Below are 19,799 nucleotides of genomic sequence, written 5' to 3' on the forward strand. Positions count from 1 at the left end.
GCGGGCCGGGCCGGGGCCAGCCGGCCCGGCTGGCCGCCGTCGGCGTCAGTCCGGGTAGCGGGCGGCCAGGGTCCGTACCGTCGCGGCGATGCGGTCGCGGAGTTCGGCCGGTTCCAGCACCTCGACGTCGGCGCCGAGCCGCAGGAACTCCCCGTGGGCGTGGTCGATCGACTCGATCGGCACCCGGACCTCCGTCCAGCCGTCGCGCCCGGCGGCCACACCGAGGCGTCGGGCGCCCTCCGGGGTGAGCCGGACCAGCGCCTCGCCGGTGTGCAGCCGGGCCCGGAAGTCGGCGAGGTAGCCGGTCCAGGACGCGCCCAGGTCGAAGTCGGCCGGCACGGCGAACTCCGTTGCCTCGGCCGCCGGATCGCACAGCCCGATGATCTGATCGACCCGGTACGTACGCATCCCGGTCGGCCCGGCGGCGACCAGGTACCAGCGCCCTGCCTTGAGCACCAGCCCGTACGGCTCCACCCGCCGCTCGATCTCCTCCGGCGCCCGCCAGCGCCGGTAGCGCAGCACCAGCGGCCGCCGCTCCCACACCGCGGCGGCGACGGCGGCCAGGTGCGGGGTGTCGTCCGGGGCGCCGTACCAGCCGGGCGCGTCGAGCAGAAAGCGCTCCTGGATCCGCCCGGCCCGCTCGCGCAGCTCCACCGGAAGGGCCGCCCGCAGCTTCAGCCGGGCGGCGGCCAGCGCGCCGCCGAGGCCCAACTGGTCGGCGGCGCCCGGGAGCGCGGCGAGGAAGGCGGCCTGGGCCTCGTCGGCGGTCAGCCCGGTGAGGCGGGTCCGGTAGCCGTCGACCAGCCGGTAACCACCGTCGTGCCCGGCGTCGCCGTACAGCGGGACACCGGCGGCGGCGAGCGCCTGGACGTCCCGGTAGACGGTGCGGACGGAGACCTCCAGCTCCCCCGCCAGCTGCTCGGCGGTCATCCGGCCCCGGTTCTGGAGCAGCAGGAGCAGGGTGACCAGCCGACTCGCGCGCATGCCGGCCAGTATCCCGGTCGTCCCTGCCTTCTTGGCCTTCCCGGCCTTCCGGTCGTCCCGGCCTTCCTGGCCTTCCCGGCCTTCCGGTCGTCCCGGCCTTCCTGGCCTTCCCGGCCTCCGCTGACAGGAGGTGTCAGGGGAGCACCCCTAACCTGCGGCACATGACGCACTTCACCCGCCCCGGAGCAGCCGCCGCATGAGCCTCGTCGTCGAACTCCGCCGGTACACCCTGCACCCCGGCACCCGCGAGACCCTGATCGAGCTGTTCGAGCGCGAGTTCGTGACTGGGCAGGAGGCGGTCGGCATCACCCTCGGCGGGCGCTTCCGCGACCTGGACGATCCGGACCGCTTCGTCTGGCTGCGCGCCTTCCCCTCGATGCCCGAGCGCCGCCGCGCCCTGGAGGCCTTCTACGGTGGCCCGGTCTGGCGGGAACACCGCGACGCGGCCAACGCCACCATGGTCGACTGCGACGACGTCCTGCTGCTGCGTGGCCCCGGCTTCACCCCGCCCGCGGGCAGCCGCGAGGTGCTCGCCACCGTCTGCCACCCCGCCGACCCGGCCGCCTTCGACGCCCACGCCGCCCGCCACCTGGGCCCGGAGCACGCGCTGCACCGCACCGAGCACGCCGAGAACGACTTCCCTCAGCTCCCCGTCCGCACCGGCGAGGACCTCCGCGTCTGGTTCGGCCCCGGTGAGCCGCCGCCCTGGCCGTTCCGGCGGCTCCGGCTGGAGCCGGTGACGGCGTAGCCGCGGCCGTGCCCGGGAAGTCGGCCGGGCCGACTTCCCGCGCGGGCACGCTTACGCTTCCGCCCCGGCGAGCCAGTCGTCCAGCGGGACCCGGCAGGAGTTGAGGATGCCCGCGACCATCCCGTAGGTCCCGACCAGGGCCATGAGTTCCAACACCTGCGCCTCGGAGTGCCGTTCGATCAGCGCCTGCCAGGTGTCCGGAGCGAGCGCGTGCCCGTCGTGCAGTTCGTCGACGGCCCGCAGCAGCGCGCGGTCCACCTCCGACCAGTCCGGGTGCTCCGGGCCGTCCTGGACACGGGCGATCTCCGGCCCGGCCAGCCCGGCCGCGGCGCCGAGGCGGGCGTGGTACTCCCACTCGTACGCCGAGCCGGTGCGGTGCGCGGTGCGCAGGACGGCCAGTTCGCGCTCGCGGAACGGGAGCAGGCCTTGGTTGAGCTGGGCGAGCAGGGGCGCGAGGGCGACCAGCAGGTCCGGGTGGTGGCCGATGGTGGCCAGGACGTTGAGCACCGGGCGGCCCGCCAGCGGACCGGCGCCGTCGGCGAGCAGCCGGGCGGCGGGGCCCTCCAGGCGCCCGGCGAGGGCCGCGATCTCGGCGGCCGGCCGCGGCGCCAGCCTGGGGACTGCGGTGAACTCGTCCATCCCGAGCAGCAGTTCCTCCTCCCCCGGGGTCCCGTCGCCGTTCAGTTCGCGGTACACGGCACCGATGTTGAGCAGCAGCCGCTCACGGTCGTCCCAGTCCTCGAAGCCGTGCAGGTCCATCTCCCGCGCGGCCCGCAGCACCGGGATGCCCGCCCGGTGGGCGCGCCCGGCGTGGTCGCGGACCCGCTCCAGGTAGCCGCGGAAGGTGCGGACCTCCGGCTTGCCGACGACCGGCCCGTGCCCGGGCACGATCGTCTCGACGTCCAGGCCGAGGATCAGGTCGCAGGCGGCGATCCAGCGCTCCACCGGCCCACTGTGGATCACCGGGTGGCCGCCGACGAACAGGATGTCCCCGGCGAACAGCACGCCGGCGTCGGGGACGTGGACCAGCACGTCGCCCCAGGTGTGGGCCGGCCCGACCTCGATCAGCCGCACGGTCCGCCGCCCGACAGCGACGTCCAGCTCGCCGCTGAAGGTCCGGTTCGGCAGGGTCGGCGCGATGCCGGTGAAGTCGAAGGCCCGCCGCATGTCCTGGACGACGCGCGGGAGCGGCAGGTCGCCGGGGTCGGCGAGGAGTTCGTGGAGGTGGTCGCGCCCCATGTCGATCGCGGCGGCCTCGGAGGCGATCACCGTGGCGTCGGGCAGCAGCTGGTTGCCCCACCAGTGGTCGCCGTCGCTGTGACTGTTGACCAGGGTGGAGACGGTGGCGCCGGGCAGGGCCCGCGCGATCGCGGCCAGCAGCTCCCGGGTCTGCGGGACAGTGAACAGGGTGTCGACCAGCAGCGCCTCCTCGCCGGAGACGATCAGCCCGGCGTTGCTGAGGCCCCAGGAGCCGTTCGGCTGGAGGTAGGCGTAGGTGTCGGCGGCGATTTCGTGCAGGCCGAGGGTGTACGGGACGGCCATCGGTTGACCTCCTCGCTAGGTGGACTGGAGTACTAATATGTACTCCAGTCCATATTTGGATTCAAGTACACTTATCGCATGACCTCGACGCCCCGCCGCGACCAGCGCCGCACCGAGACCCGGGAACGGCTGCTGACCGCGGCACTGGAGCTGTTCGCCGCCCAGGGGTACGCGGCCACCACCTACGACCACATCGCCGAACGCGCGGACGTGGGACGCCAGACGGCCTTCAACCACTTCCGCCGCAAGGAGGACTTCGTCACCGCCTGGGTGCAGCGACGACACGAGGCCCTGGACCGGCTGGACGAAGCTCATGCCTCCGCCACCGAGTCGCTCGCGGGCGCACTGCGCGCCCTCGCGAAACTCAACGAGCGGGAGTACGCGCTGGCGAAGGAGCTCCACGACAGCGGAGTGCTCCACGCCGCCTTCAGCCTCGGCGCCACGACCCCCCTGGCGTTCGTCACGGCCGCCACCCGGGGCCGCGAACAGGGCGAGATCCGCCCGGAGTTGGATCCGACGGACGTCGCCGACCTGCTGTTCGACACGTACATCACGACCCTCGGCCGCTGGCTGGCCGCCGACGCTTCCTACCTGCTCGCCGACGCCCTACTCGCCCGCCTCAGCCTCCTCGCGGCCGGCTTCAGGGCCTGAACACACGGGCGCGGGCCCCGTTCGACGAACGGGGCCCGCGTTTTGCGCCTACCCCTGGCGGCGCCTGAACTCGCGGACGAGCGAGAGAAGGTTGACCAGGGTGCTGGCCGGAACGCTGCCGAGCGAGACGAGGACCTGGCCGTTCAAGACGGTCTCGCCGGGCTTGGCCGAGGGCCAGAGCAGACCCAACTCACGGCCCTCGGTGCGGAGTTCCACGATCAGGTCGGTGAGATCCCGGCGGGTGAGGCGATGGAGGGAGGGATCACGCGGATCGAGGGGGTGGAGGGCGCTCACGCGACGCAGTCCAACTCGAACCAGACCCGCTTACCGAGCACCTGCGGTTCGGCGCCCCAGCGGTTGGTGAGCCCCTCCACCAGCTGCAATCCGCGGCCCGACTCGGCCTGCGGGTCGAACTTCTGACACTTCGGCAACTCGCTGCTGCGATCCGCGACGGAGACGCGGAGGGTGTTGCCGGAGTAGACGACCGTGACGACGGGCGAGCGCGTCATCCCGTGCCGCCACGCGTTCACCACCAGCTCCATGAGGGCGAGTTCGGCGTCCCCGATGGAGGAGTCGGGGTACCCGGCGCGCACCATCGCGTCGCGCAACACCTCGCGGGACACGGCGAGGGAGGGGGAGTTGAGGTTGGGGTCACACATGGGGAATCTCCCAGCGGTGCAAAGAGGTTGGTGCATCGACTGTAGAGCCGACCACCACAATCCTGCAACACTCTGCGCACTTAGACCTACACTGTCCGTAGGCGGCCACCCCATCGGCCGAACTTCCGCACGAGAAGGGCATGCGCATGGGATTCAGGACCGTGATCAGCGAGAGGCAGCATCGACTCGGCGATGAGCTGCGACGCCTTCGAACGGGCGCCAGCATGTCCCTGCCGGAACTCGGCGACCTGATCGGCATGAAGGGGCCTGCCGTCAGTCACACCGAGTCGGCCAGGCTTGGTATCAATCCTGAGCGATTGACGCAGTGGCTTGACGCTTGCCAGGCCAACGATCCCGAATATCGAGCGGGCCTGCTCGACATGAGCCGGAGCAACGGCAAGGGTTGGTGGACCGACTACCGGCACCACGTTCCCACTTCGGCCCTCGATCTCGCCGAGTTCGAACACAGCGCCACCCGCCTGGACACGTACGAGACGCTGCTGATTCCCGGGTTGCTCCAGACGAAGGCCTACAGCGAGGTCATCCTCGACTACTCGGACACGACGGTCGAGTTCCGGCAGGAGCGGCAGCGAATCCTGAGCGTCGAGAACAAGACTCCGTTCCATGCCGTGATCCACGAGGCGGCGCTACGGACGATGTACGGCGGCCCGACCATCATGCGTGACCAGTTGAATCACCTGATCGAAGTCGGCCGATTGCCGCACATCACCATTCAGATCCTTCCGTTCGACTGCAAGGTCTTCGCCGAGACCGACACCCCGTTCATGCTGATCCACGGACGACACTCCAAGCTGGACACCGTCTTGATGGAACAACCACAGGGCTCGCCATTCCTCGGAGACCCTGAAGCAGTAGCCTCGTTCCGGAGGCAGTTCGAACGACTCAAAGGCCTGGCACTCCCGCCGCTGTCCGCCGATGCATCCGAACCATCGCCCACCTATCGCGACTCATGGGGCTTGCTCCAGCACATTCGTTACGCACTCCACGGAAGGTAAGCATGGAACAGCTCAACTGGCAGAAGTCGAGCTTCAGCGGCACCAACACCAACTGCCTTGAGATCGCCTCCTCCGCCGGCGAGCTGGTCTACATCCGCGAGTCCGACGACCCCACCACCATCGTCACCACCACCCGCACCAAGCTCCACACCTGGATCCACGGCGCCAAGGCCGGCGAGTTCGACCACCTCACCGAAGCCTGATCTCATCCTCGTCCCCCCGTGTCAGGGCATGGGGGGACGAGGGCCGCTCACATACCGGGGTGCTCAGGCAGGGCGATCCAGTCCTCCCAGGAGATCCCACGGCCGAGGAAGCGCGGCTGCTCGAACGGCCACTCAGTGGCGATCCACTGCGGCACCAAGGCGTCCAGCGCCCGCTCGATCTTGCTGCCCGCCAGCCGGTCCACCACCCACCAGGCGATCTCGCCGTCCGCGCCGTCCTTCGCGGGCGGGTCGATGTAGACGCAGCCGAGCAGGGACGTCTCCTCCGCGTCGAGCAGCGCGTAGTTGAAGGACTGGTGTGCGGCGATCTCCTTCTCGTGCCGCAACAGATCGGCCTGGTTGGCCTCGTAGCTCATGGTCGCCGCCGGCCAGCCCCAAGCCGGACCGAACATGCTCCACAGCCGCTCGCGCGAGCCCATCACGGCCGGATAGTCGAGCGGGGCGTCCGCCTCCCGGACCGGCCGTAGGTGATGGGCCCCGCCCGGCAGCGGCACCTGGACGGGATGGACGAAGTCATCGGGAAGCCAGCTCATGGCGCCCGACCGTAGCACCGCGCCTCAGCTCACTCCCCTGCATTTCCGGCACCCGGTGTCGCTCTCGGGCCTTCCCTCTTCGGGGCCGAACGCCCCTGACCCAGCGGGACGGCGTAGACGGGTTCAGGGCCGAAGGGCGTAAAGCCCGCCTTCCGCAGGATCGGGCCCGACGTCGCCTCGTTGGCCTTGACCAGGGCCATCGTCGCGCCACCCGCCACCGCGCAGGACAGCCGGGCGTCGAGCACCGCCCGGTACACCCCCTGGCCCCGCCAGGACGGCGCCACGACCCCGCCCGTCAACCGCGCGACGCCGTCCACCAGCGTCACACCGCCGGTTCCGGCGGCCTCACCGTTCACGTAGGCGACGACCATGCCGCCCTCCCCGGCCGCGACAGCCCTCGCGCACTTGGCCGCGATCTCCTCGATCCGCTCGTCGGGCGGGAGTTCACCTCGGAAGCCGGTGATCTCGACGGCCGCCCCGTCCCTGGCCGTCGCGAAGTCCGTTGCCCAGCGCAGCGATACGTCCACCGCCGGCGGCCGCAGCCGGGGTGCGCCCTGGCTCAGGTCCATGGCCAGGGCCTCCAGCCCGAGCTTCACCCGCCCACCGCGCGCGGACAGCTCGTCCGCCAGCCCGGCCGGGGAGCCGAGCAGCACCTGCCAGTCCAGTACCGGCGGCCCGAACGCCCGCGCCCGCTCCACCACCGCGTCGACGGCCGCCCCGAGCGGCCCGGTCGGCGTGAAGGAGACCACCGAGAGGTCGAAGTCGACGTAGTCGGGCAGCCGCAGGATCGTGTACTCGTTGCCCTCCACGACCTCGGCATCGTCCGGCCTCCACACCCAGGCCTGACTGGCAGCGGCAACGACAGTGGCAGAAAGTCCCATCCCATCAACCTAGTAGATTGTCGCGGCTTAATTTCGCTGTGTGGTGGGGTAGAGGTGGCGTAGTTTCACGCGTGCGTCGTCGGTGGTGAAGTGCCAGTCGACTTGGCGCTGGTTGTCGTTGGTGTGTTGCTGCCAGGCGGCGAGTTCGGTGTTGAGGACGGTGAGGTCGTCGATGCGGCGGTCCAAGCATTGGCGGGTGAGCGCGGACAGTTCGATCTCGGCGATGTTGAGCCAGGAGCCGTGCTTGGGGGTGTGGTGGATCTCCAGGCACTGGGCCAGGGCGAAGGCCTTTGCCGGGTCGAACGCCTCGTAGAGCGAGGCGGTGGTGTGGGTGTTGAGGTTGTCCATCACCAGCACCACGGTCTCCGCGTCGGGGTAGTCCACGGTCAGCAGGTGCTCAACCTGGTGTGCCCAGTCGACCCTGGTCCGGCGGGGCTGGGCGTCCACGCGCCGCCATCCGCGCAGCGGCTCGACCCAGCAGAAGATCGAGCAGGTCCCCGAGCGGATGTACTCGTTGTCCTCGCGCCGGTCGCGGCCGGGCTGCGCGGGGAGCGGATCACGGACGTGGCCGAGCAGTTGGTAGGGCTTCTCGTCCATGCACACCACCGGGCGCGCCGGGTCGAAGGGGCGGCGGTAGACCGCCAGGACGTCCTCCATCGCCGCCGCGAAGGCCGCGTTCGCCGCCGGCGGGATGGTCCAGCACTTCTTCACATGAGGGCGCAGTTCCGTTTTTTTAGCACCCGTCCGATCGTGGAGTGGTCCAGGTCCGGGATGTCCTCGACCAGCGCGACGTGCTTCTCCAGCAGCCGCAGCGACCACCGGGCGTGTCCCTTGGGTGGCGTCGAACAGGCCAGCGCAATCAGCCTGGCCTCGACCTCGCCGGTCACCGGGGAGGGCACCGGCGGCAGGGCACGCTCCTTGCGCCCGACCGTGGCCCACACATCGCCGCCGGTCTCCGCGTACCGCTTCGAGATCAGGCGGACCGAGTCGCGCGAGACCCCGACCCGCTCCGCGATCACCGCCCGTGGAGCGACCTCGCCGACCGAGGTATCCAGCGCGAGCAGCACCCGAGCCCTTCTGATCATCGACGCGCTGCGGACCCCCGTCGTCGTCACGCGCACCAAGGCCTGGCGATCTTCGACGCTCAACGCAACCGGATACTTCTTCTGCGAGGACACGGCACCCCTGACGGCCGAAAGGAAGCGACAAGGGGATTCTGCCCAACTTCACCAACCGGAACGACACTTAGCCGCGACAATCTACTAGAGGTCACCTCACGCCAACTCGGCGGACGGCCGCGGCACTGTTGCAGGATCAGTACCTGGTGATCGGACAGGTACCGCTCGGCGTGGTCCCCAGTTCGGTCAAGTCGCTCGAACTCGCCGGCAGGCTTCCCGTGAACGTCACAGCTCCAGTGTCCTCCTGGTGGCCTCTTGCTCTCCGCAAGAGGCCACCGAAGAACCACCCGATCCAGTGATCTCGGGGCAGTTTCCCGTTCTCTCAACTGCCATGCCTTGACCCGCGAGTCATGACTTCGCCAGCATCGGACACAACGTGGGCCCGCCGAGGAGGCAACGGTTCGCATTCCGGCTTCGTTGATTCGGAGGATACTTCTGTGAGCATCTCGGGTGAGGACTTCGAGGATCTCTTCTCGACGTTCCAACGGGAGGCCTTCCGGCTGGAGACGCTGGACGACTACAGCGGATCGTCGAACGCCGCAAACATCCGTGCGTTCCTCGACGGAGAGCCGCAGCCGGCCGACTACAACCAGGACTGGATGGAGGAGGTCCGAGCGAACACCGACAACGGAAAGCGCATGTACCGGGTCCACATCCTGTCGCGCCCGCTGACCCCGTACCTCCGGTTCGAGCTCGGCTGGGGGTACACCAAGAACGCCACCGCCGGGGAGGAGTTCTTCATCCTCGACACCACCGAACAGCCGAACCCGCTCGACGGCGTGCCCGACTTCTGGGCCTTCGACGAGTCCACCGTCGTCACGATGCGCTACGGCGACGGCGGAGCGTTCCTCGACGCCGACAAGGAGTCGACGGTCGAGAAGTGGCTGGGGTACCGCGACCTCGCCCTGAGCCACGCCGCGCCCTTCACCGAATGGTGGGAGCGACACGGAACCAAGTGAGAGAAACGGATCTCGGAGGCGCTGCGACTACGCCTGTGCAGGAAGTCGGCTGGGCCGACTTCCTGCACACGGGGCACTTCTCGGGCCGTACCCTCGAAGGCCCTTGCGCCGCTTCCGTTGTCCTGGTTGAGCCCCATGCCGCCCCTCGGCCCGGCCCCGCGCGTACTGAGCATCAATGTGGGAAGTGATCGACGCATGAGCGAACAGTCGACTCTCTGGGCCAGGTCGGTGGCCGAGAGTGAGCTTGCCGGATCACTGCCCCGCCGCTGGGCACACACGCAGGGTGTGGCGGACCGAGCGCGCCTCCTCGAAAGTGTTCTCGGCCAGAAGGCCAAGCTTCTGGCCTGTGCCGCCCTGTTGCACGATGTCGGCTACGCGCCGGGGTTGGCGACGACAGGGTTCCATCCGCTCGACGGTGCGCGGTTCCTCCGTGACGTCCATGGGGTTGATGACCATCTGACGCGGTTGGTGGCAAATCACTCGTTCGCGCTACTCGAAGCCGAGGAGCGCGGTCTCCGGGAAGTGTTGGAGATCGAGTTCCCACTGCTGGAGGACCAGGGGCTGGTCGATGCCTTGGTGTGGTGTGACATGACGACGACGCCCGACGGCAGGCCGACCACGGCCGAGGAACGGGTGGCGAAGATCCTCAACCGCTACGGGGCGGAGAGCGTGGTGGGGCGGTTCATCCGTCGGGCGGAGCTGGAGATCTTCGCAGCTGTCGACCGGGTGGAGGCGACCCTGCCGTCTCATCCCAGGTAAGGGTAGGTGCCGGCGAGGAAGTCGCCGATCTGCTGGCGCATGCTGGGGTGAATGTCGTACCGGTCGAGGTCGGCCGGCTGGACGAAGCGGACGCCGTCGGCCTCGTCATTGATCGTGGGCTCCCCGCCGATAGGGCGGCCGATGTAGGCGTTCTCGTATTGCTGCCGGATCTCGCCGTCGGTGTAGGCGACGATGTGGTCCGGGTTGGAGTAGACGCCCAGGAAGCCCGTGATCTCGGCCCGGATGCCGGTCTCCTCCAGGCACTCGCGCACCGCGCACTCTGCAGCGGTCTCACCGATGTCCTGGGCTCCACCAGGCAGGGCCCACTGGCCCGTGTCGCGGCGGCGCTGCAGAAGGATGGCGCCGGAGTCGTCGACGACGAGTAGGTTGCTGGCGGGGATGAGGGTGTTGGCCTTGGGAGCGTCAGGGTCGTTGTAGTACTCAGTCCTACCCATGTGCGGCGGCTTCCTCCTGATCGGGCGTCCAGGGCCGCGCTTGGGCCCAGACCACTTCGAAGCTCTGAGCGTAGTTGTCGAACCAGCCGGTGGCGTCCGCTTGCCTGAGATGGAGCAAGGGGTTGGCACTGGCCGGCTGGCCGAAGATGTGCGGGTTGACCAGTAGGTTGTCGTCGTAGCGGAAGAGCGAGCTGTACAGCGTGGTGTCGTGAAGTCTCACTGCGCAGCGCTCCTCCGGAAGTAGGGCGCGGTAGTACGTGAGGGAGGCCCGGATCTTGGCCGCGAGGGTGTCGCCAATTCCTTCCTCACGGCCCCTGACTGCCGCTGCGTGCCCACGCGGGTCGCCGAAGCACAACCGCACCTGGACGCCGTCGGCCGCCCGCTCGGCCAGCATCTTGGCGACGTGCGGGTTGGACTGGGCGAAGAACGTCCCCGAGAAGACGAGCACGTCGATCTGCTGCCGGGCTTCCTGGAGCAGGGCCAACCAGGTCTCGCGGGGCACACTGGCTCTGTTCTGGTAGGTGCCGACGAGTTCGGTGCCCAGGCCGACCGCCCGTCGGCCTGCCCCAGGCTGCGGATCGGGCCAGAGGAATTCCTCCTCGACGCTCAGGAACCGAGCGGCACGAAAGCGGTGCCTCGGGTGAGGCACGCGTCCGCCGAGCCAGCGACCAACGGTCTTGGGGTCTACTTCGCAGGCTTCGGCGAGCGCCCCGGGCTGTACGCCTCGCTGAGCGAGCACGGAGTGAAGTCGCGCGTTCACGGAGGTCATACAAGCCGAGGCTGGCGCCGCTCTGCAAGAGCGTTGTGGGACGGTCACTTCAAGCTGACGATCCAACAAGGTGCTTACGCTGACGATATGCAGCTCATCGTTCTGTGGGACATCGATCACACGCTCATTGAGAACGCCGGAGTGAGCAAGGAGATCTACGCCACCGCGTTCGCTCTGCTGACCGGCGCCCCACCGATAGGTCCTGCATCGACGGAGGGCCGCACTGATCGCTTGATCATGCGCGCCATGTTCCACCGACAGAGCTTTCCGGAACCTGACTGGCCGAGCGTCGAAGCCGCGCTCGCCCGGGCCGGGGAGGAACACTTCGGCAAACTGAGCCGCCGGGGGATGACGCTCCCAGGCGTGCCAGAGATCCTCAAAGCCGCCGCCGGTCAAGCCCATTGGGTTTCATCGGTACTGACCGGCAACATCGCTGCGAACGCCCGGGTAAAGCTGTCGGCCTTCGATCTCGACCCGTTATTGGACCTCGCCGTCGGGGCATACGGCGGTGACAGCGCGCAGCGTCCCGATCTGGTATCCGTCGCCCGGAAGCGCGTCCAGCGCTACCGCGGGCTCCCAGAGGACACCCCGGTCGTCCTGGTCGGCGACACGCCACGGGACGTCGAAGCAGCTCTCGTCACCGGCTCCGGGATCATCGCGGTGGCTTCCGGCATCCACAGCCAGGCCGAACTGACAGCGGCTGGTGCACCGATAGTCCTACCGGATCTGTCGGATACAGCAAGTCTCCTCGCCCTGCTGGAAATCGTCCCAGGACGTCCTTGAACCGTCCGCGTATGCGGTGACGCGGTCCTCGCACTCTGCGCGACCATCAGCATCCAACTCGGAGCTCCGTAAGGGTGGATGGATGAGCGACTGGGAGTTCGTGAAGGACAGAACCGCCGCCCAAGGCGCGGTATGGAGGTCTGCGGACGGCCGGCTCTACAAGCGAACCGGCGGCGAGGATCTGCAGGCGGAGACCGAGTTCCAGCAGCTGATCGCGGAACTCGGCTACCCCGTACCGGAGATCATCGACAGCGGCTCCGAGGACGGAAGCTACTTCGCCATCGAGCGGGCCATCGGCGGTGCCTCGCTGCACGAGGAAGCGCTGGTCGACGCCAGACGGGACGGGCAGGTCGGCTGCCAGACCATCCGTAGAACGGCCGCCAGCTCATCGAAGCTCCTCCAAGCCCAGGCGAGGCACACATGCAGGCCGGCTGACGACCGAGAGGCAGAAGCGTCATGAAGGTGATGGACAACCGGTACTCACCGGGAATGCGCAAGTGGAACCTCCGCTTCGGAATCACGTCCCGCTGCAACATCCGCTGCCAGTACTGCCTGCCCGAGGGCAAGCAGGGCGTCATCGTCCAGCCGTCTCTGGAGGAGGCCATCGAAGTCCTCCAGGCGGCGCACGACATCGGGTTCGCCCGAGTCCACTACACGGGCGGCGAGCCGACCGTGCGCCGGGACTTCGTGGACCTGCTCCGGGCCGCGAAGGCGATCGGCTTCACGCAGCAGATCGTCACGACCAACGGCTACCGGCTGCACCACATCATCGAGGAGGCGATCGACGCCGGCCTCACCCGGGCGATCATCAGCATCGACACCCTCGACGAACAGCGGAACCTCTTCATCACTCGCCGCGGCTTCCACAGCGACACCCTCCAGAGCATCGAGCGTTCCGTCGAACTGCTGCCCACGCTCACCAAGATCTCGTGCGTCACCATGCGCGACACCTTGCACGAGCTGCCGGCCTTCATCGACTACGCCCGCAGCCTCAACAGCGCTGGCGGAGCCGGGCAGTTGGCGATCAAGTTGAACCAGTTCTTCCCCTCGAACCCGGCCCAGCTCGGCGCCGAGGGCGAAGCCTTCTGGAAGAACCAGTTCGTGGAGGAGTCGGCCATCCTCGAATCCCTCGCCAAGGCCGGGGAACTCAACCCGGTGCGCCGCGAGGGGATCGAAGGCGACAACCCCAGCTACAACTACTACGAGGTCGGCGACACCGGGGTGAAGGTCGCCGTGCTGGCGATGTTCTCCTGGGACTACCCGTGCGGCGGCTGCTGGAAGCTCCGCATCAGCCCCAACGGCATGACGACGGTCTGCATCAGCCAGAAGAACCCGCCCGTCCTGTGGGGGATGTCGCTCGACGAGAAGCGGGAAACCTTCAAGCGCCTGACCGGCTACCGCGACAGCGAACAGTTCGACATCGACAACCCCAACCGCAAGCACTACCGCGACCAACTCGGCGAACTGCGCTTCGACAAGGTCGTCGGCGAGCAGAAGAGCATCGCGCACTTCCGCACCATCCTCACCCGTGAACAGCTGGAAGGCGGAAAGAAAGCGTGATCACGGGACTGGAGCGCCTGTGCTTCGGCACATCCACCTTCGTGGCCGGCCACCTGCTCCCGCAGAAGGAGTCGGGCCCCGGAATCGCCGCACTGCGCACCGCGCTCCGGTCCGGTGTCCGACTGATCCACTCGAACCCCAACCTCAACACCCAGTGGGCCGTGCGCGAGGTGCTGGAGGAGATCGGGCCGGTCCACGGGCTGCGTCATCTCGTCAAGGCCGAATGCCCGCTGCGTGGCGATCTCGAAGCCCGGATCCGGAACGCCATCGACGTCTCCACCAGTCGGCTCGGTATCCCCAGGATCAGCGCGCTCGTACTCGAAGTCGACCTCAAGCGAACCGAACACACGGACCTGCTGCACAAGCCGCGCGTGCTCGCCGGCTTCTTCCGCAGCGGGGCCCGCGTGGCGTTCGCGTCCGGCCGAGTCGACGCGGTCTACGCCTACTGCCACGGCCCCCAAGCACTGGCCGCCGCACTCCAGGTGGAGGCGGTCAGCGCAGTCGCCGCTCAGTACCACCTGACCTCACCGTGGGCTTTCGCGCACATCGCTCAGGTCAAGAGGGCCGGCAAGGCATTCATCGGCATGTCGCCGCTCAACCGGGGAGCACTGGTGAACCCGCTCGCCACCACCGCCCGTGCGCGTCTCCGGCCGCTGGCATGGGCACTGAGTGACCCGCGCGTCTCCGCCCTCGCGGTGACCATGTCCACCCCCGAACACGTCAACGAGGTGATCGACACTGTCCGTAACTCGGAACGATCAAGGCCCCGTTCTCCCTACACTGCCCCAACCGAAACCCCAAGGAGAGAACTTCCGTGATTGACATCGCCCTGTTGCGAACCGACCCCGACCTCGTGCGTCGTACCGCACGGGCGAAGGGCTCCGACGTCAACGTCGACCGCCTGATCGAGGTGGACGGCGAACTCCGCCAGGAGCAGACCCAGGCCGAGGAACTGCGCGCGCAGCAGAAGAAGTTGGGCAGGGGCGCCGACATCGAGGCCGCCCGCGACCTCAAGAGCCGCCTCCAGGCCGCCAACGACCGCGTCCGCGACCTCCAGGCCGAGCGCGATGACCTGTGGGTCCGGGTGCCGAACATCTTCCCGGCCGACACCCCTTCGGGTGACGACGACGAAGGCAACGTCGAGCTGCGGAGTGTCGGCGCCCCGAAGCCGACCGACGAGGCCCGTGCCCACGAGGTCATCGGCGAGCGCCTGGGTATCTTCGACCTCAGGCGCGCTGCCGAGGTCTCCGGCGCCGGCTTCTACTACTGGAAGGGGGACGGCGCCCGCCTCGCCTGGGCGATGTTCTCCTACGTCCAGGACCTGCTGGTGCAGCGCGGATTCTCCCCGATGCTCACCCCACTCATGGCGCGCGAGCGCACGTTCTTCGGCACCGGCTTCCTGCCGTTCTTCGAGGACCAGCTCTACCGGGTGCAGGGCACAGACCTCTCACTGATCGGCACCACCGAGCAGACCCTCATCGGCTTCTACGGCGACACCATCCTCGACCCCGAGGAGCTGCCGATCCAGGTGGCCGCGTTCTCCCCGTGCTTCCGTACCGAGGCCGGCGCGGCGGGACGGACCAACCGCGGCGGCTTCCGCGCCCACCAGTTCCACAAGGTCGAGCAGATCGTCCTGTGCCACCCGGAGCAGTCCGATCACTGGCTCAACGAGTGCCAGCGCAACGTGGAGGACATCCTCGACGGCCTCGAACTGCCGTACCGGGTGGTGCGCGTGTGCCTCGGCGACATGGGGGCACCCACGTACAAGAAGTACGACACCGAGGCGTGGTTCCCGTCCTTCGGCCTGTACCGCGAGACGCACTCGAACTCGAACCTGTGGGACTACCAGTCCCGCCGCTTCAAGATCCGGTTCAAGGACGGCAACGGCAAGACCGTGCTCCCGCACACCATCTCGTCCACCGGCATCACCGACCGCGCCGCCCTGGCCATCCTGGAGAACCACGTCCAGGCGGACGGCACGATCTACATCCCCAAGGCACTCCGGCCATACCTGGGCGGGCAGGAATGGATCGGCAGGCGGGATTGACCCTGACGCTGGGGCTGAACTTCGGCACCCACGACGCGGCGGCGGCCATCGTTCACAACGGAACGGTGGCCGCCGCCGTCGAAGAGGAACGCCTGACCCGGGTCAAGAACACCAAGGTGTTCCCCGAGCGCGCGATCCAGGCCTGTCTGGACCTGGCGGGCGCCCGCGCTGACGACCTCGACCAGGTGGCCCTGTTCGTGGACCCGAAACTCCACCTCCTCCTGGCCCCCTCCAACCTCCGCCACGGCACACCGGCATCCGTCGGCTCCCTGCTCTCCGACCTCGACAAGTACCGCAAGCGCCGCCGGCTGCCAGCCACCATCCGCAGCAGCGGCCTGTTGCCGAAGAACCTGCCGCTCGTGACCGTGCCTCACCACCGGGCGCACGCGGCCAGCGCGTACCACGTCTCCCCGTTCGACGATGCGCTCGTCGTCACGCTCGACGGTCGAGGCGAGTACGAGACCGCCGCCATCTTCGACGGTGTCGACGGGAAGTTGATCAGGCGCCACCACATCACCTACCCGCACTCGTTCGGCTACCTGTACAGCGCTCTCACCCGCTACCTGGGCTTCCGCCCGCAGAGCGACGAGTACAAGGTCATGGGTCTGGCCGCGTACGGCAGCGGCACCTACATCGAACGACTCGCCCGGCTAGCCCACTTCGACGCCGACAGCGGCCGCCTGCGCCTGGATCTCCGCTACTTCGACCATCACCGCACACCCAGTGCGCGGCGAACCCTCTACAGCCCCGCCTTGGTCGATCTCCTCGGCCCACCGCGGAATCCCGGCAGCGAGATCACCGACCGCCACCGTGACATCGCCCATGCCCTCCAGCACGTCCACGAACAGTTGGTCGGCGCCTACATCGCCCACGCCCAACGGCTGGTGCCACACAGAATGCTCTGTCTCGCCGGGGGCGTCACGCTGAACTGCGTTGCCAACACGGCGATCATCAACTCCGGACGCTTCGACAACGTCTTCATCCAGCCAGCGGCCGGCGATGCGGGAACATCAATCGGGGCCGCGTTGATCGCGGGTGCGTCCAAAGAACGGCGGCCACTCCGCGATGCCTTCCTCGGGCCAGAGTTCAGCACCAGGGCCATTGAGAAGGCACTCGGCGACCTTCCAGCGGGCCGCTACGAGGTACGGCGAACCACTGACCCCCACCAGGAGGCGGCGAGGCTGCTAAACGCTGAGCAGGTGATCGGCTGGTTCCAGGGTCGCATGGAGTTCGGGCCGCGCGCGCTCGGAGCCCGCAGCATCCTCGCTTCACCCCGCTCAGCCCAGACCGCAGTACGCATCAACGCCATGATCAAGCAGCGCGAGGCGTTCCGCCCCTTCGCACCGGCGGTCCTGGCCGAGCACGCCCACAAGTACTTCGACCTCTCCGCGGCCGGGGTACTGGTCTACCCGTACATGCTCGCCACAGCGCTGGTACACCCACACCGGCGCGAGGAAGTCCCAGCGATCGTCCACACTGATGGGTCCGCCCGGGTACAGACGGTCAAACAGGACACCAACCCCGATCTCTGGAAGGTCATACAGGAGTACCGCCGATTGTGCGGCTTGCCCGTCCTGCTCAACACGTCTTTCAACAGGGCCGACGAACCGATCGTCTGCACTCCGGACGATGCGGTCAACACATTCATGAGATGTGGGTTGGATGGCCTTGTTATCGGACCACTCGTGGCGACGTTGCGCAGGTCATAGCAGGGAAGCGATATCACCTGGCGCCGTCTGCGATGAGCGGGAGGAGTCCTTCATGGGAAGTCGGCCTGGCTGACTTCTCACGCACGAGGCGCACGACCGGGCGGCTCAGCCGAGGTACGGGAGCCCGACTGGCCGAGCGTCGAGGCCGCGCTCACCCGGGCCGGAGAGGGACAGCCCTGGCCGCCAGTAGGGCCGCACGCGCCCGCACGGCGCCCCGAGTCGTCACGGCAGCACCGCCTCCGACTGCGGCCGGCACCGTGCCGAGGCCCGCGCAGGCGCGGCAGATGCCCGGTTGCGGCACAGGGTCATGGCACTTGGCGCACTCGGCGTACCTGGGCTTGGAGGGCTGCTGCGGGGCCTGGACGGGCGGCAACTTGCGCTTCAGGCGGCTACGGAGCACGCCAACCGGGGAGTGCAGGGGTACGGGCAAACCGGGCAGCAGGGCCTGGGCCAGCTCCTGAGTGGTGCTGCCACGCTCCAGCCACTGGGCGACGAGTGGCGCCAGCTCGATGGCCTCGGCCTCGCCCAGCCGCAGGCGCGGCTCCGGGCGGATCGCCCGGAACAGCATCGCCACCGCCTCGCGGACCTGCTCGTCCGGCATGGCCGGAAGCTCCTGGTCGATGGTGTGGTCTTCCTCCCGCCCCTCGGGCCGGTCGGCGGCCGGCTGCTGCTCGGCGGGGTGGGAGGGTTCTTGGTACCGCTTCTTTACAAGAGGGGCGCCGACACGGCCGGTGCTCCCCTCACCGGGGACCGGACGGGTGGCACCCGGCGGCGTGCGCAGCGGGGTGTCGTGGACGTGGGTCTCGGTGATGATCGTTCCGTCCGGCAGGCGGATCTTCTCGACCCGGTAGTACCCGGCCTCGGTCAGCTCCTTCAGAGCCTTGCGGATCGCCCCACGACCCTGCGGGCTGGAGTCGGCCATGTGCCGGCCGTCCTCGCGCCAACCGTCCGGCCGGGAGAGGAGGTCCGCGAGCAAGCCACGGGCGGTGTAGGACAGCCGCCGGTCCTGCAGCAGGCCGTTGGGTAGCACAGTGAAGCTACGTACGTGTTCGGTACGATGGACGCGCATCGGGAGCTCTTACTCCTGTTGCCGGACCCCGGAGCGTTGGCGCGCTGCCGGGGTCGCCTATTTTCGGTTGGACCACGGAACGTAGCACGTCACCCGCCGCGCCAAGGTCCTTTTGCCGCATCGGTCTTGATCACATCAAGGGCTGTCGTTTTTCGGTGGAGTCGTGCGTGATGACCGTCGTGGTCTGCGCATAGGTGATCGGGAGTCGAGCCGACCCAGTCACCCCTATGGTCAACGGGCGGCGAGGAGTTCGCCGCGCTCGACGACCTCGCGCAGGACGGCCGCGAAGTCCTGGGGCAGGAGGTCACGCACGAGGTGGGGCCGGGAGCCCCGTTGCCGCTCCGGCGGAGCCGGAGCGGCAACGGGCGGGCGGGGTGGGGCGGCGGGGCGGGGGGGTGGGTGTGGGGGCGGGGGGTGGGAAACGGCGGGATAGGGCAGCAGGGGTGGGAACAAGGGGCGGGTTTCAGGGGCGGCCGCGGCGCAGGACGGCCTCGGCGAGGTCGACGGCCTCCCGGACCGGCACCAGGCGGCAGTCGGCGGCCCCGATGCGCGCGGTGGTGATGCCGCGGGCGGTGCGCAGGACCTCGGCGCCGAGGCCACCGAAGTGGAGGTCGTCCAGGTCGGCGGCCCGGAAGGCCGTCCAGCCGTCCTCCCCGACGCAGCGGTACTCGCGCACCGGCACGTCGGGCATGCGGAGGTCGGCGAGGTGGAACGCGGTGAAGCGGTCCATCGGGACGCCGAGCATCAGCACCCGGGCGTCCAGTTCGTAGAGCCGCCCGAGCGGCGTCTGCGGGCCGAGGTGGGAGGTCAGCGGATGGTGGGCGGTGATCTCCCGGGCGAGCCGGCCGACGGCCGCCCAGGAGGTCTGCGGGTGGCGGCTGCGCAGCGCGCCCGGCCAGGTGCGGATCGTTTCCGACAGCGCCCCCATGGAGGGCGAGGCCGGGGTGGTGGCCGGGTCGAAGCGGGGCATCCGGTCCTGGTAGTCGGCCACCTCCGCCGGGGAGAGACCGGCGGTGGCGGACTGGTGGATGCGGGAGGTGGCGGAGTTCTCGGGCGTGGCGGTGTAGGCGACCAGGGTGCCGTCGGGGCCCAGGGCTTCGAGCAGGGCCTCGACCACACCGGCCGCCCCGCCCGGCACCGGTCCGAGGGCGCGCAGGGACGCCTGGACGTGCAGCACCGTGCCCGGACGGACCCCGAGTTCGACGAGGTCGCGGACGAGAGGGTGGACGGAGGTGGCGACGGCGACGCCGCCGCGGGGTTCGGTGAGGATGGCGTT

General features: G+C 68.9%; 24 protein-coding genes. 12 read left to right on the forward strand and 12 right to left on the reverse strand.

What is annotated here, in order from left to right; translation table 11 throughout:
- Nucleotides 1–45 precede the first annotated feature (45 nt).
- A complete protein-coding gene (locus tag ACGF13_RS33105) occupies nt 46–984 on the reverse strand; it encodes a helix-turn-helix transcriptional regulator (RefSeq protein WP_392882383.1) in 939 nt (312 codons plus the stop codon).
- A gap of 196 nt (nt 985–1,180) precedes the next feature.
- Between ACGF13_RS33105 and ACGF13_RS33110 the strand changes: the two genes are divergently transcribed.
- Entirely contained in the window at nt 1,181–1,732 is a 552-nt protein-coding gene (locus ACGF13_RS33110) for an NIPSNAP family protein (RefSeq protein ID WP_392882385.1), read from the forward strand.
- A 51-nt stretch (nt 1,733–1,783) separates the two neighbouring features.
- Here ACGF13_RS33110 and ACGF13_RS33115 read toward each other — a convergent pair whose 3' ends face one another.
- Nucleotides 1,784–3,274, reverse strand: coding sequence for an MBL fold metallo-hydrolase (locus ACGF13_RS33115; RefSeq protein WP_392882387.1), 1,491 nt, complete (start codon nt 3,272–3,274; stop codon nt 1,784–1,786).
- Nucleotides 3,275–3,352: 78 nt separating this feature from the next.
- Here ACGF13_RS33115 and ACGF13_RS33120 point away from each other — a divergent pair, with 78 nt between their 5' ends.
- A complete protein-coding gene (locus ACGF13_RS33120) occupies nt 3,353–3,925 on the forward strand; it encodes a TetR/AcrR family transcriptional regulator (RefSeq protein ID WP_392882389.1) in 573 nt (190 codons plus the stop codon).
- 48 nt (nt 3,926–3,973) lie between these two features.
- Here the strand turns inward: ACGF13_RS33120 and ACGF13_RS33125 are convergent, their stop codons facing one another.
- Entirely contained in the window at nt 3,974–4,219 is a 246-nt protein-coding gene (locus ACGF13_RS33125) for a hypothetical protein (protein ID WP_392882391.1), read from the reverse strand.
- The gene (locus tag ACGF13_RS33130) at nt 4,216–4,584 is read right to left on the reverse strand and encodes an ATP-binding protein (RefSeq protein ID WP_392882393.1); all 369 of its coding nucleotides are present in this window, start codon (nt 4,582–4,584) and stop codon (nt 4,216–4,218) included. The genes ACGF13_RS33125 and ACGF13_RS33130 overlap by 4 nt, the downstream gene beginning before the upstream one ends.
- 146 nt (nt 4,585–4,730) lie before the next feature.
- Here ACGF13_RS33130 and ACGF13_RS33135 point away from each other — a divergent pair, with 146 nt between their 5' ends.
- Both ACGF13_RS33135 and ACGF13_RS33140 read left to right on the forward strand, forming a co-directional pair.
- Complete coding sequence (locus tag ACGF13_RS33135; RefSeq protein WP_392882395.1) at nt 4,731–5,600, forward strand: helix-turn-helix domain-containing protein; 870 nt, start codon at nt 4,731–4,733, stop codon at nt 5,598–5,600.
- Nucleotides 5,601–5,602: 2 nt separating this feature from the next.
- Nucleotides 5,603–5,803, forward strand: coding sequence for a DUF397 domain-containing protein (locus ACGF13_RS33140; RefSeq protein ID WP_392882397.1), 201 nt, complete (start codon nt 5,603–5,605; stop codon nt 5,801–5,803).
- A 47-nt stretch (nt 5,804–5,850) separates the two neighbouring features.
- On the opposite strand, the gene ACGF13_RS33145 is transcribed toward ACGF13_RS33140, so the two are convergent.
- The 4 genes from ACGF13_RS33145 to ACGF13_RS33160 all read right to left on the reverse strand — a co-directional run bounded on the left by ACGF13_RS33145 (nt 5,851) and on the right by ACGF13_RS33160 (nt 8,413).
- Complete coding sequence (locus ACGF13_RS33145) at nt 5,851–6,354, reverse strand: N-acetyltransferase (RefSeq protein ID WP_392882399.1); 504 nt, start codon at nt 6,352–6,354, stop codon at nt 5,851–5,853.
- Nucleotides 6,355–6,383: 29 nt separating this feature from the next.
- Nucleotides 6,384–7,163: a GNAT family N-acetyltransferase gene (locus ACGF13_RS33150; protein ID WP_392882401.1), complete on the reverse strand. Its 780-nt coding sequence runs from the start codon at nt 7,161–7,163 to the stop codon at nt 6,384–6,386.
- 99 nt (nt 7,164–7,262) lie between these two features.
- Nucleotides 7,263–7,946, reverse strand: coding sequence for an IS630 family transposase (locus ACGF13_RS33155; protein ID WP_392882403.1), 684 nt, complete (start codon nt 7,944–7,946; stop codon nt 7,263–7,265).
- Entirely contained in the window at nt 7,943–8,413 is a 471-nt protein-coding gene (locus tag ACGF13_RS33160) for a helix-turn-helix domain-containing protein (RefSeq protein ID WP_392882405.1), read from the reverse strand. Before ACGF13_RS33160 ends, ACGF13_RS33155 begins: the two co-directional genes overlap by 4 nt.
- A gap of 437 nt (nt 8,414–8,850) precedes the next feature.
- On the opposite strand from ACGF13_RS33160, the gene ACGF13_RS33165 reads away from it, so the two are divergent.
- Nucleotides 8,851–9,372 carry a DUF6879 family protein gene (locus ACGF13_RS33165; protein ID WP_392882407.1) on the forward strand — a complete coding sequence of 174 codons (522 nt, stop codon included), beginning with the start codon at nt 8,851–8,853 and terminating at the stop codon, nt 9,370–9,372.
- 195 nt (nt 9,373–9,567) lie between these two features.
- On the forward strand, nt 9,568–10,131 hold the full coding sequence (locus ACGF13_RS33170; RefSeq protein WP_392882409.1) for an HD domain-containing protein: 564 nt from the start codon (nt 9,568–9,570) through the stop codon (nt 10,129–10,131).
- Here the strand turns inward: ACGF13_RS33170 and ACGF13_RS33175 are convergent.
- On the reverse strand, nt 10,119–10,586 hold the full coding sequence (locus ACGF13_RS33175; protein WP_392882412.1) for an NUDIX hydrolase: 468 nt from the start codon (nt 10,584–10,586) through the stop codon (nt 10,119–10,121). The genes ACGF13_RS33170 and ACGF13_RS33175 overlap by 13 nt on opposite strands.
- Nucleotides 10,579–11,346 carry an XRE family transcriptional regulator gene (locus ACGF13_RS33180; RefSeq protein WP_392882688.1) on the reverse strand — a complete coding sequence of 256 codons (768 nt, stop codon included), beginning with the start codon at nt 11,344–11,346 and terminating at the stop codon, nt 10,579–10,581. The genes ACGF13_RS33175 and ACGF13_RS33180 overlap by 8 nt, the downstream gene beginning before the upstream one ends.
- A 96-nt stretch (nt 11,347–11,442) precedes the next feature.
- On the opposite strand from ACGF13_RS33180, the gene ACGF13_RS33185 reads away from it, so the two are divergent.
- The 6 genes from ACGF13_RS33185 (at nt 11,443) to ACGF13_RS33210 (ending at nt 17,454) form a co-directional block, all read left to right on the forward strand.
- Nucleotides 11,443–12,138 (forward strand): HAD family hydrolase, encoded by a 696-nt coding sequence (locus ACGF13_RS33185; RefSeq protein ID WP_392882413.1) that lies wholly within the window; start codon nt 11,443–11,445, stop codon nt 12,136–12,138.
- Between the two features lie 82 nt (nt 12,139–12,220).
- The gene (locus ACGF13_RS33190; protein WP_392882416.1) at nt 12,221–12,598 is read left to right on the forward strand and encodes a hypothetical protein; all 378 of its coding nucleotides are present in this window, start codon (nt 12,221–12,223) and stop codon (nt 12,596–12,598) included.
- A 29-nt stretch (nt 12,599–12,627) separates the two neighbouring features.
- Nucleotides 12,628–13,698, forward strand: a complete 1,071-nt coding sequence (locus tag ACGF13_RS33195; protein WP_392882419.1) for a radical SAM protein — start codon at nt 12,628–12,630, stop codon at nt 13,696–13,698.
- Nucleotides 13,695–14,516, forward strand: a complete 822-nt coding sequence (locus tag ACGF13_RS33200) for a hypothetical protein (protein ID WP_392882421.1) — start codon at nt 13,695–13,697, stop codon at nt 14,514–14,516. The genes ACGF13_RS33195 and ACGF13_RS33200 overlap by 4 nt, the downstream gene beginning before the upstream one ends.
- Nucleotides 14,513–15,745 (forward strand): serine--tRNA ligase, encoded by a 1,233-nt coding sequence (gene serS / locus ACGF13_RS33205; protein WP_392882423.1) that lies wholly within the window; start codon nt 14,513–14,515, stop codon nt 15,743–15,745. Before ACGF13_RS33200 ends, serS begins: the two co-directional genes overlap by 4 nt.
- On the forward strand, nt 15,742–17,454 hold the full coding sequence (locus ACGF13_RS33210; protein WP_392882426.1) for a carbamoyltransferase: 1,713 nt from the start codon (nt 15,742–15,744) through the stop codon (nt 17,452–17,454). The genes serS and ACGF13_RS33210 overlap by 4 nt, the downstream gene beginning before the upstream one ends.
- A 151-nt stretch (nt 17,455–17,605) precedes the next feature.
- Here ACGF13_RS33210 and ACGF13_RS33215 read toward each other — a convergent pair whose 3' ends face one another.
- Together ACGF13_RS33215 and ACGF13_RS33220 are read right to left on the reverse strand one after the other, a co-directional pair.
- Nucleotides 17,606–18,484: a hypothetical protein gene (locus ACGF13_RS33215; RefSeq protein WP_392882428.1), complete on the reverse strand. Its 879-nt coding sequence runs from the start codon at nt 18,482–18,484 to the stop codon at nt 17,606–17,608.
- A 502-nt stretch (nt 18,485–18,986) separates the two neighbouring features.
- Entirely contained in the window at nt 18,987–19,700 is a 714-nt protein-coding gene (locus ACGF13_RS33220; protein ID WP_392882431.1) for an aminoglycoside N(3)-acetyltransferase, read from the reverse strand.
- Nucleotides 19,701–19,799 lie beyond the last annotated feature (99 nt).

This window comes from Kitasatospora sp. NPDC048286, assembly GCF_043201735.1.
Classification (GTDB): domain Bacteria; phylum Actinomycetota; class Actinomycetes; order Streptomycetales; family Streptomycetaceae; genus Kitasatospora.

What these genes read in the sequence shown, in the direction of transcription:
- ACGF13_RS33190 (WP_392882416.1), top strand. Translation starts at nt 12,221, where the DNA reads ATGAGCGACTGGGAGTTCGTGAAGGACAGAACCGCCGCCCAAGGCGCG.
- ACGF13_RS33110 (WP_392882385.1), top strand. Translation starts at nt 1,181, where the DNA reads ATGAGCCTCGTCGTCGAACTCCGCCGGTACACCCTGCACCCCGGCACC.
- ACGF13_RS33120 (WP_392882389.1), top strand. Translation starts at nt 3,353, where the DNA reads ATGACCTCGACGCCCCGCCGCGACCAGCGCCGCACCGAGACCCGGGAA.
- ACGF13_RS33105 (WP_392882383.1), bottom strand. Translation starts at nt 984, where the DNA reads ATGCGCGCGAGTCGGCTGGTCACCCTGCTCCTGCTGCTCCAGAACCGG.
- ACGF13_RS33115 (WP_392882387.1), bottom strand. Translation starts at nt 3,274, where the DNA reads ATGGCCGTCCCGTACACCCTCGGCCTGCACGAAATCGCCGCCGACACC.
- ACGF13_RS33175 (WP_392882412.1), bottom strand. Translation starts at nt 10,586, where the DNA reads ATGGGTAGGACTGAGTACTACAACGACCCTGACGCTCCCAAGGCCAAC.
- ACGF13_RS33130 (WP_392882393.1), bottom strand. Translation starts at nt 4,584, where the DNA reads ATGTGTGACCCCAACCTCAACTCCCCCTCCCTCGCCGTGTCCCGCGAG.
- ACGF13_RS33185 (WP_392882413.1), top strand. Translation starts at nt 11,443, where the DNA reads ATGCAGCTCATCGTTCTGTGGGACATCGATCACACGCTCATTGAGAAC.
- ACGF13_RS33140 (WP_392882397.1), top strand. Translation starts at nt 5,603, where the DNA reads ATGGAACAGCTCAACTGGCAGAAGTCGAGCTTCAGCGGCACCAACACC.
- ACGF13_RS33195 (WP_392882419.1), top strand. Translation starts at nt 12,628, where the DNA reads ATGCGCAAGTGGAACCTCCGCTTCGGAATCACGTCCCGCTGCAACATC.
- ACGF13_RS33145 (WP_392882399.1), bottom strand. Translation starts at nt 6,354, where the DNA reads ATGAGCTGGCTTCCCGATGACTTCGTCCATCCCGTCCAGGTGCCGCTG.
- ACGF13_RS33170 (WP_392882409.1), top strand. Translation starts at nt 9,568, where the DNA reads ATGAGCGAACAGTCGACTCTCTGGGCCAGGTCGGTGGCCGAGAGTGAG.
- ACGF13_RS33135 (WP_392882395.1), top strand. Translation starts at nt 4,731, where the DNA reads ATGGGATTCAGGACCGTGATCAGCGAGAGGCAGCATCGACTCGGCGAT.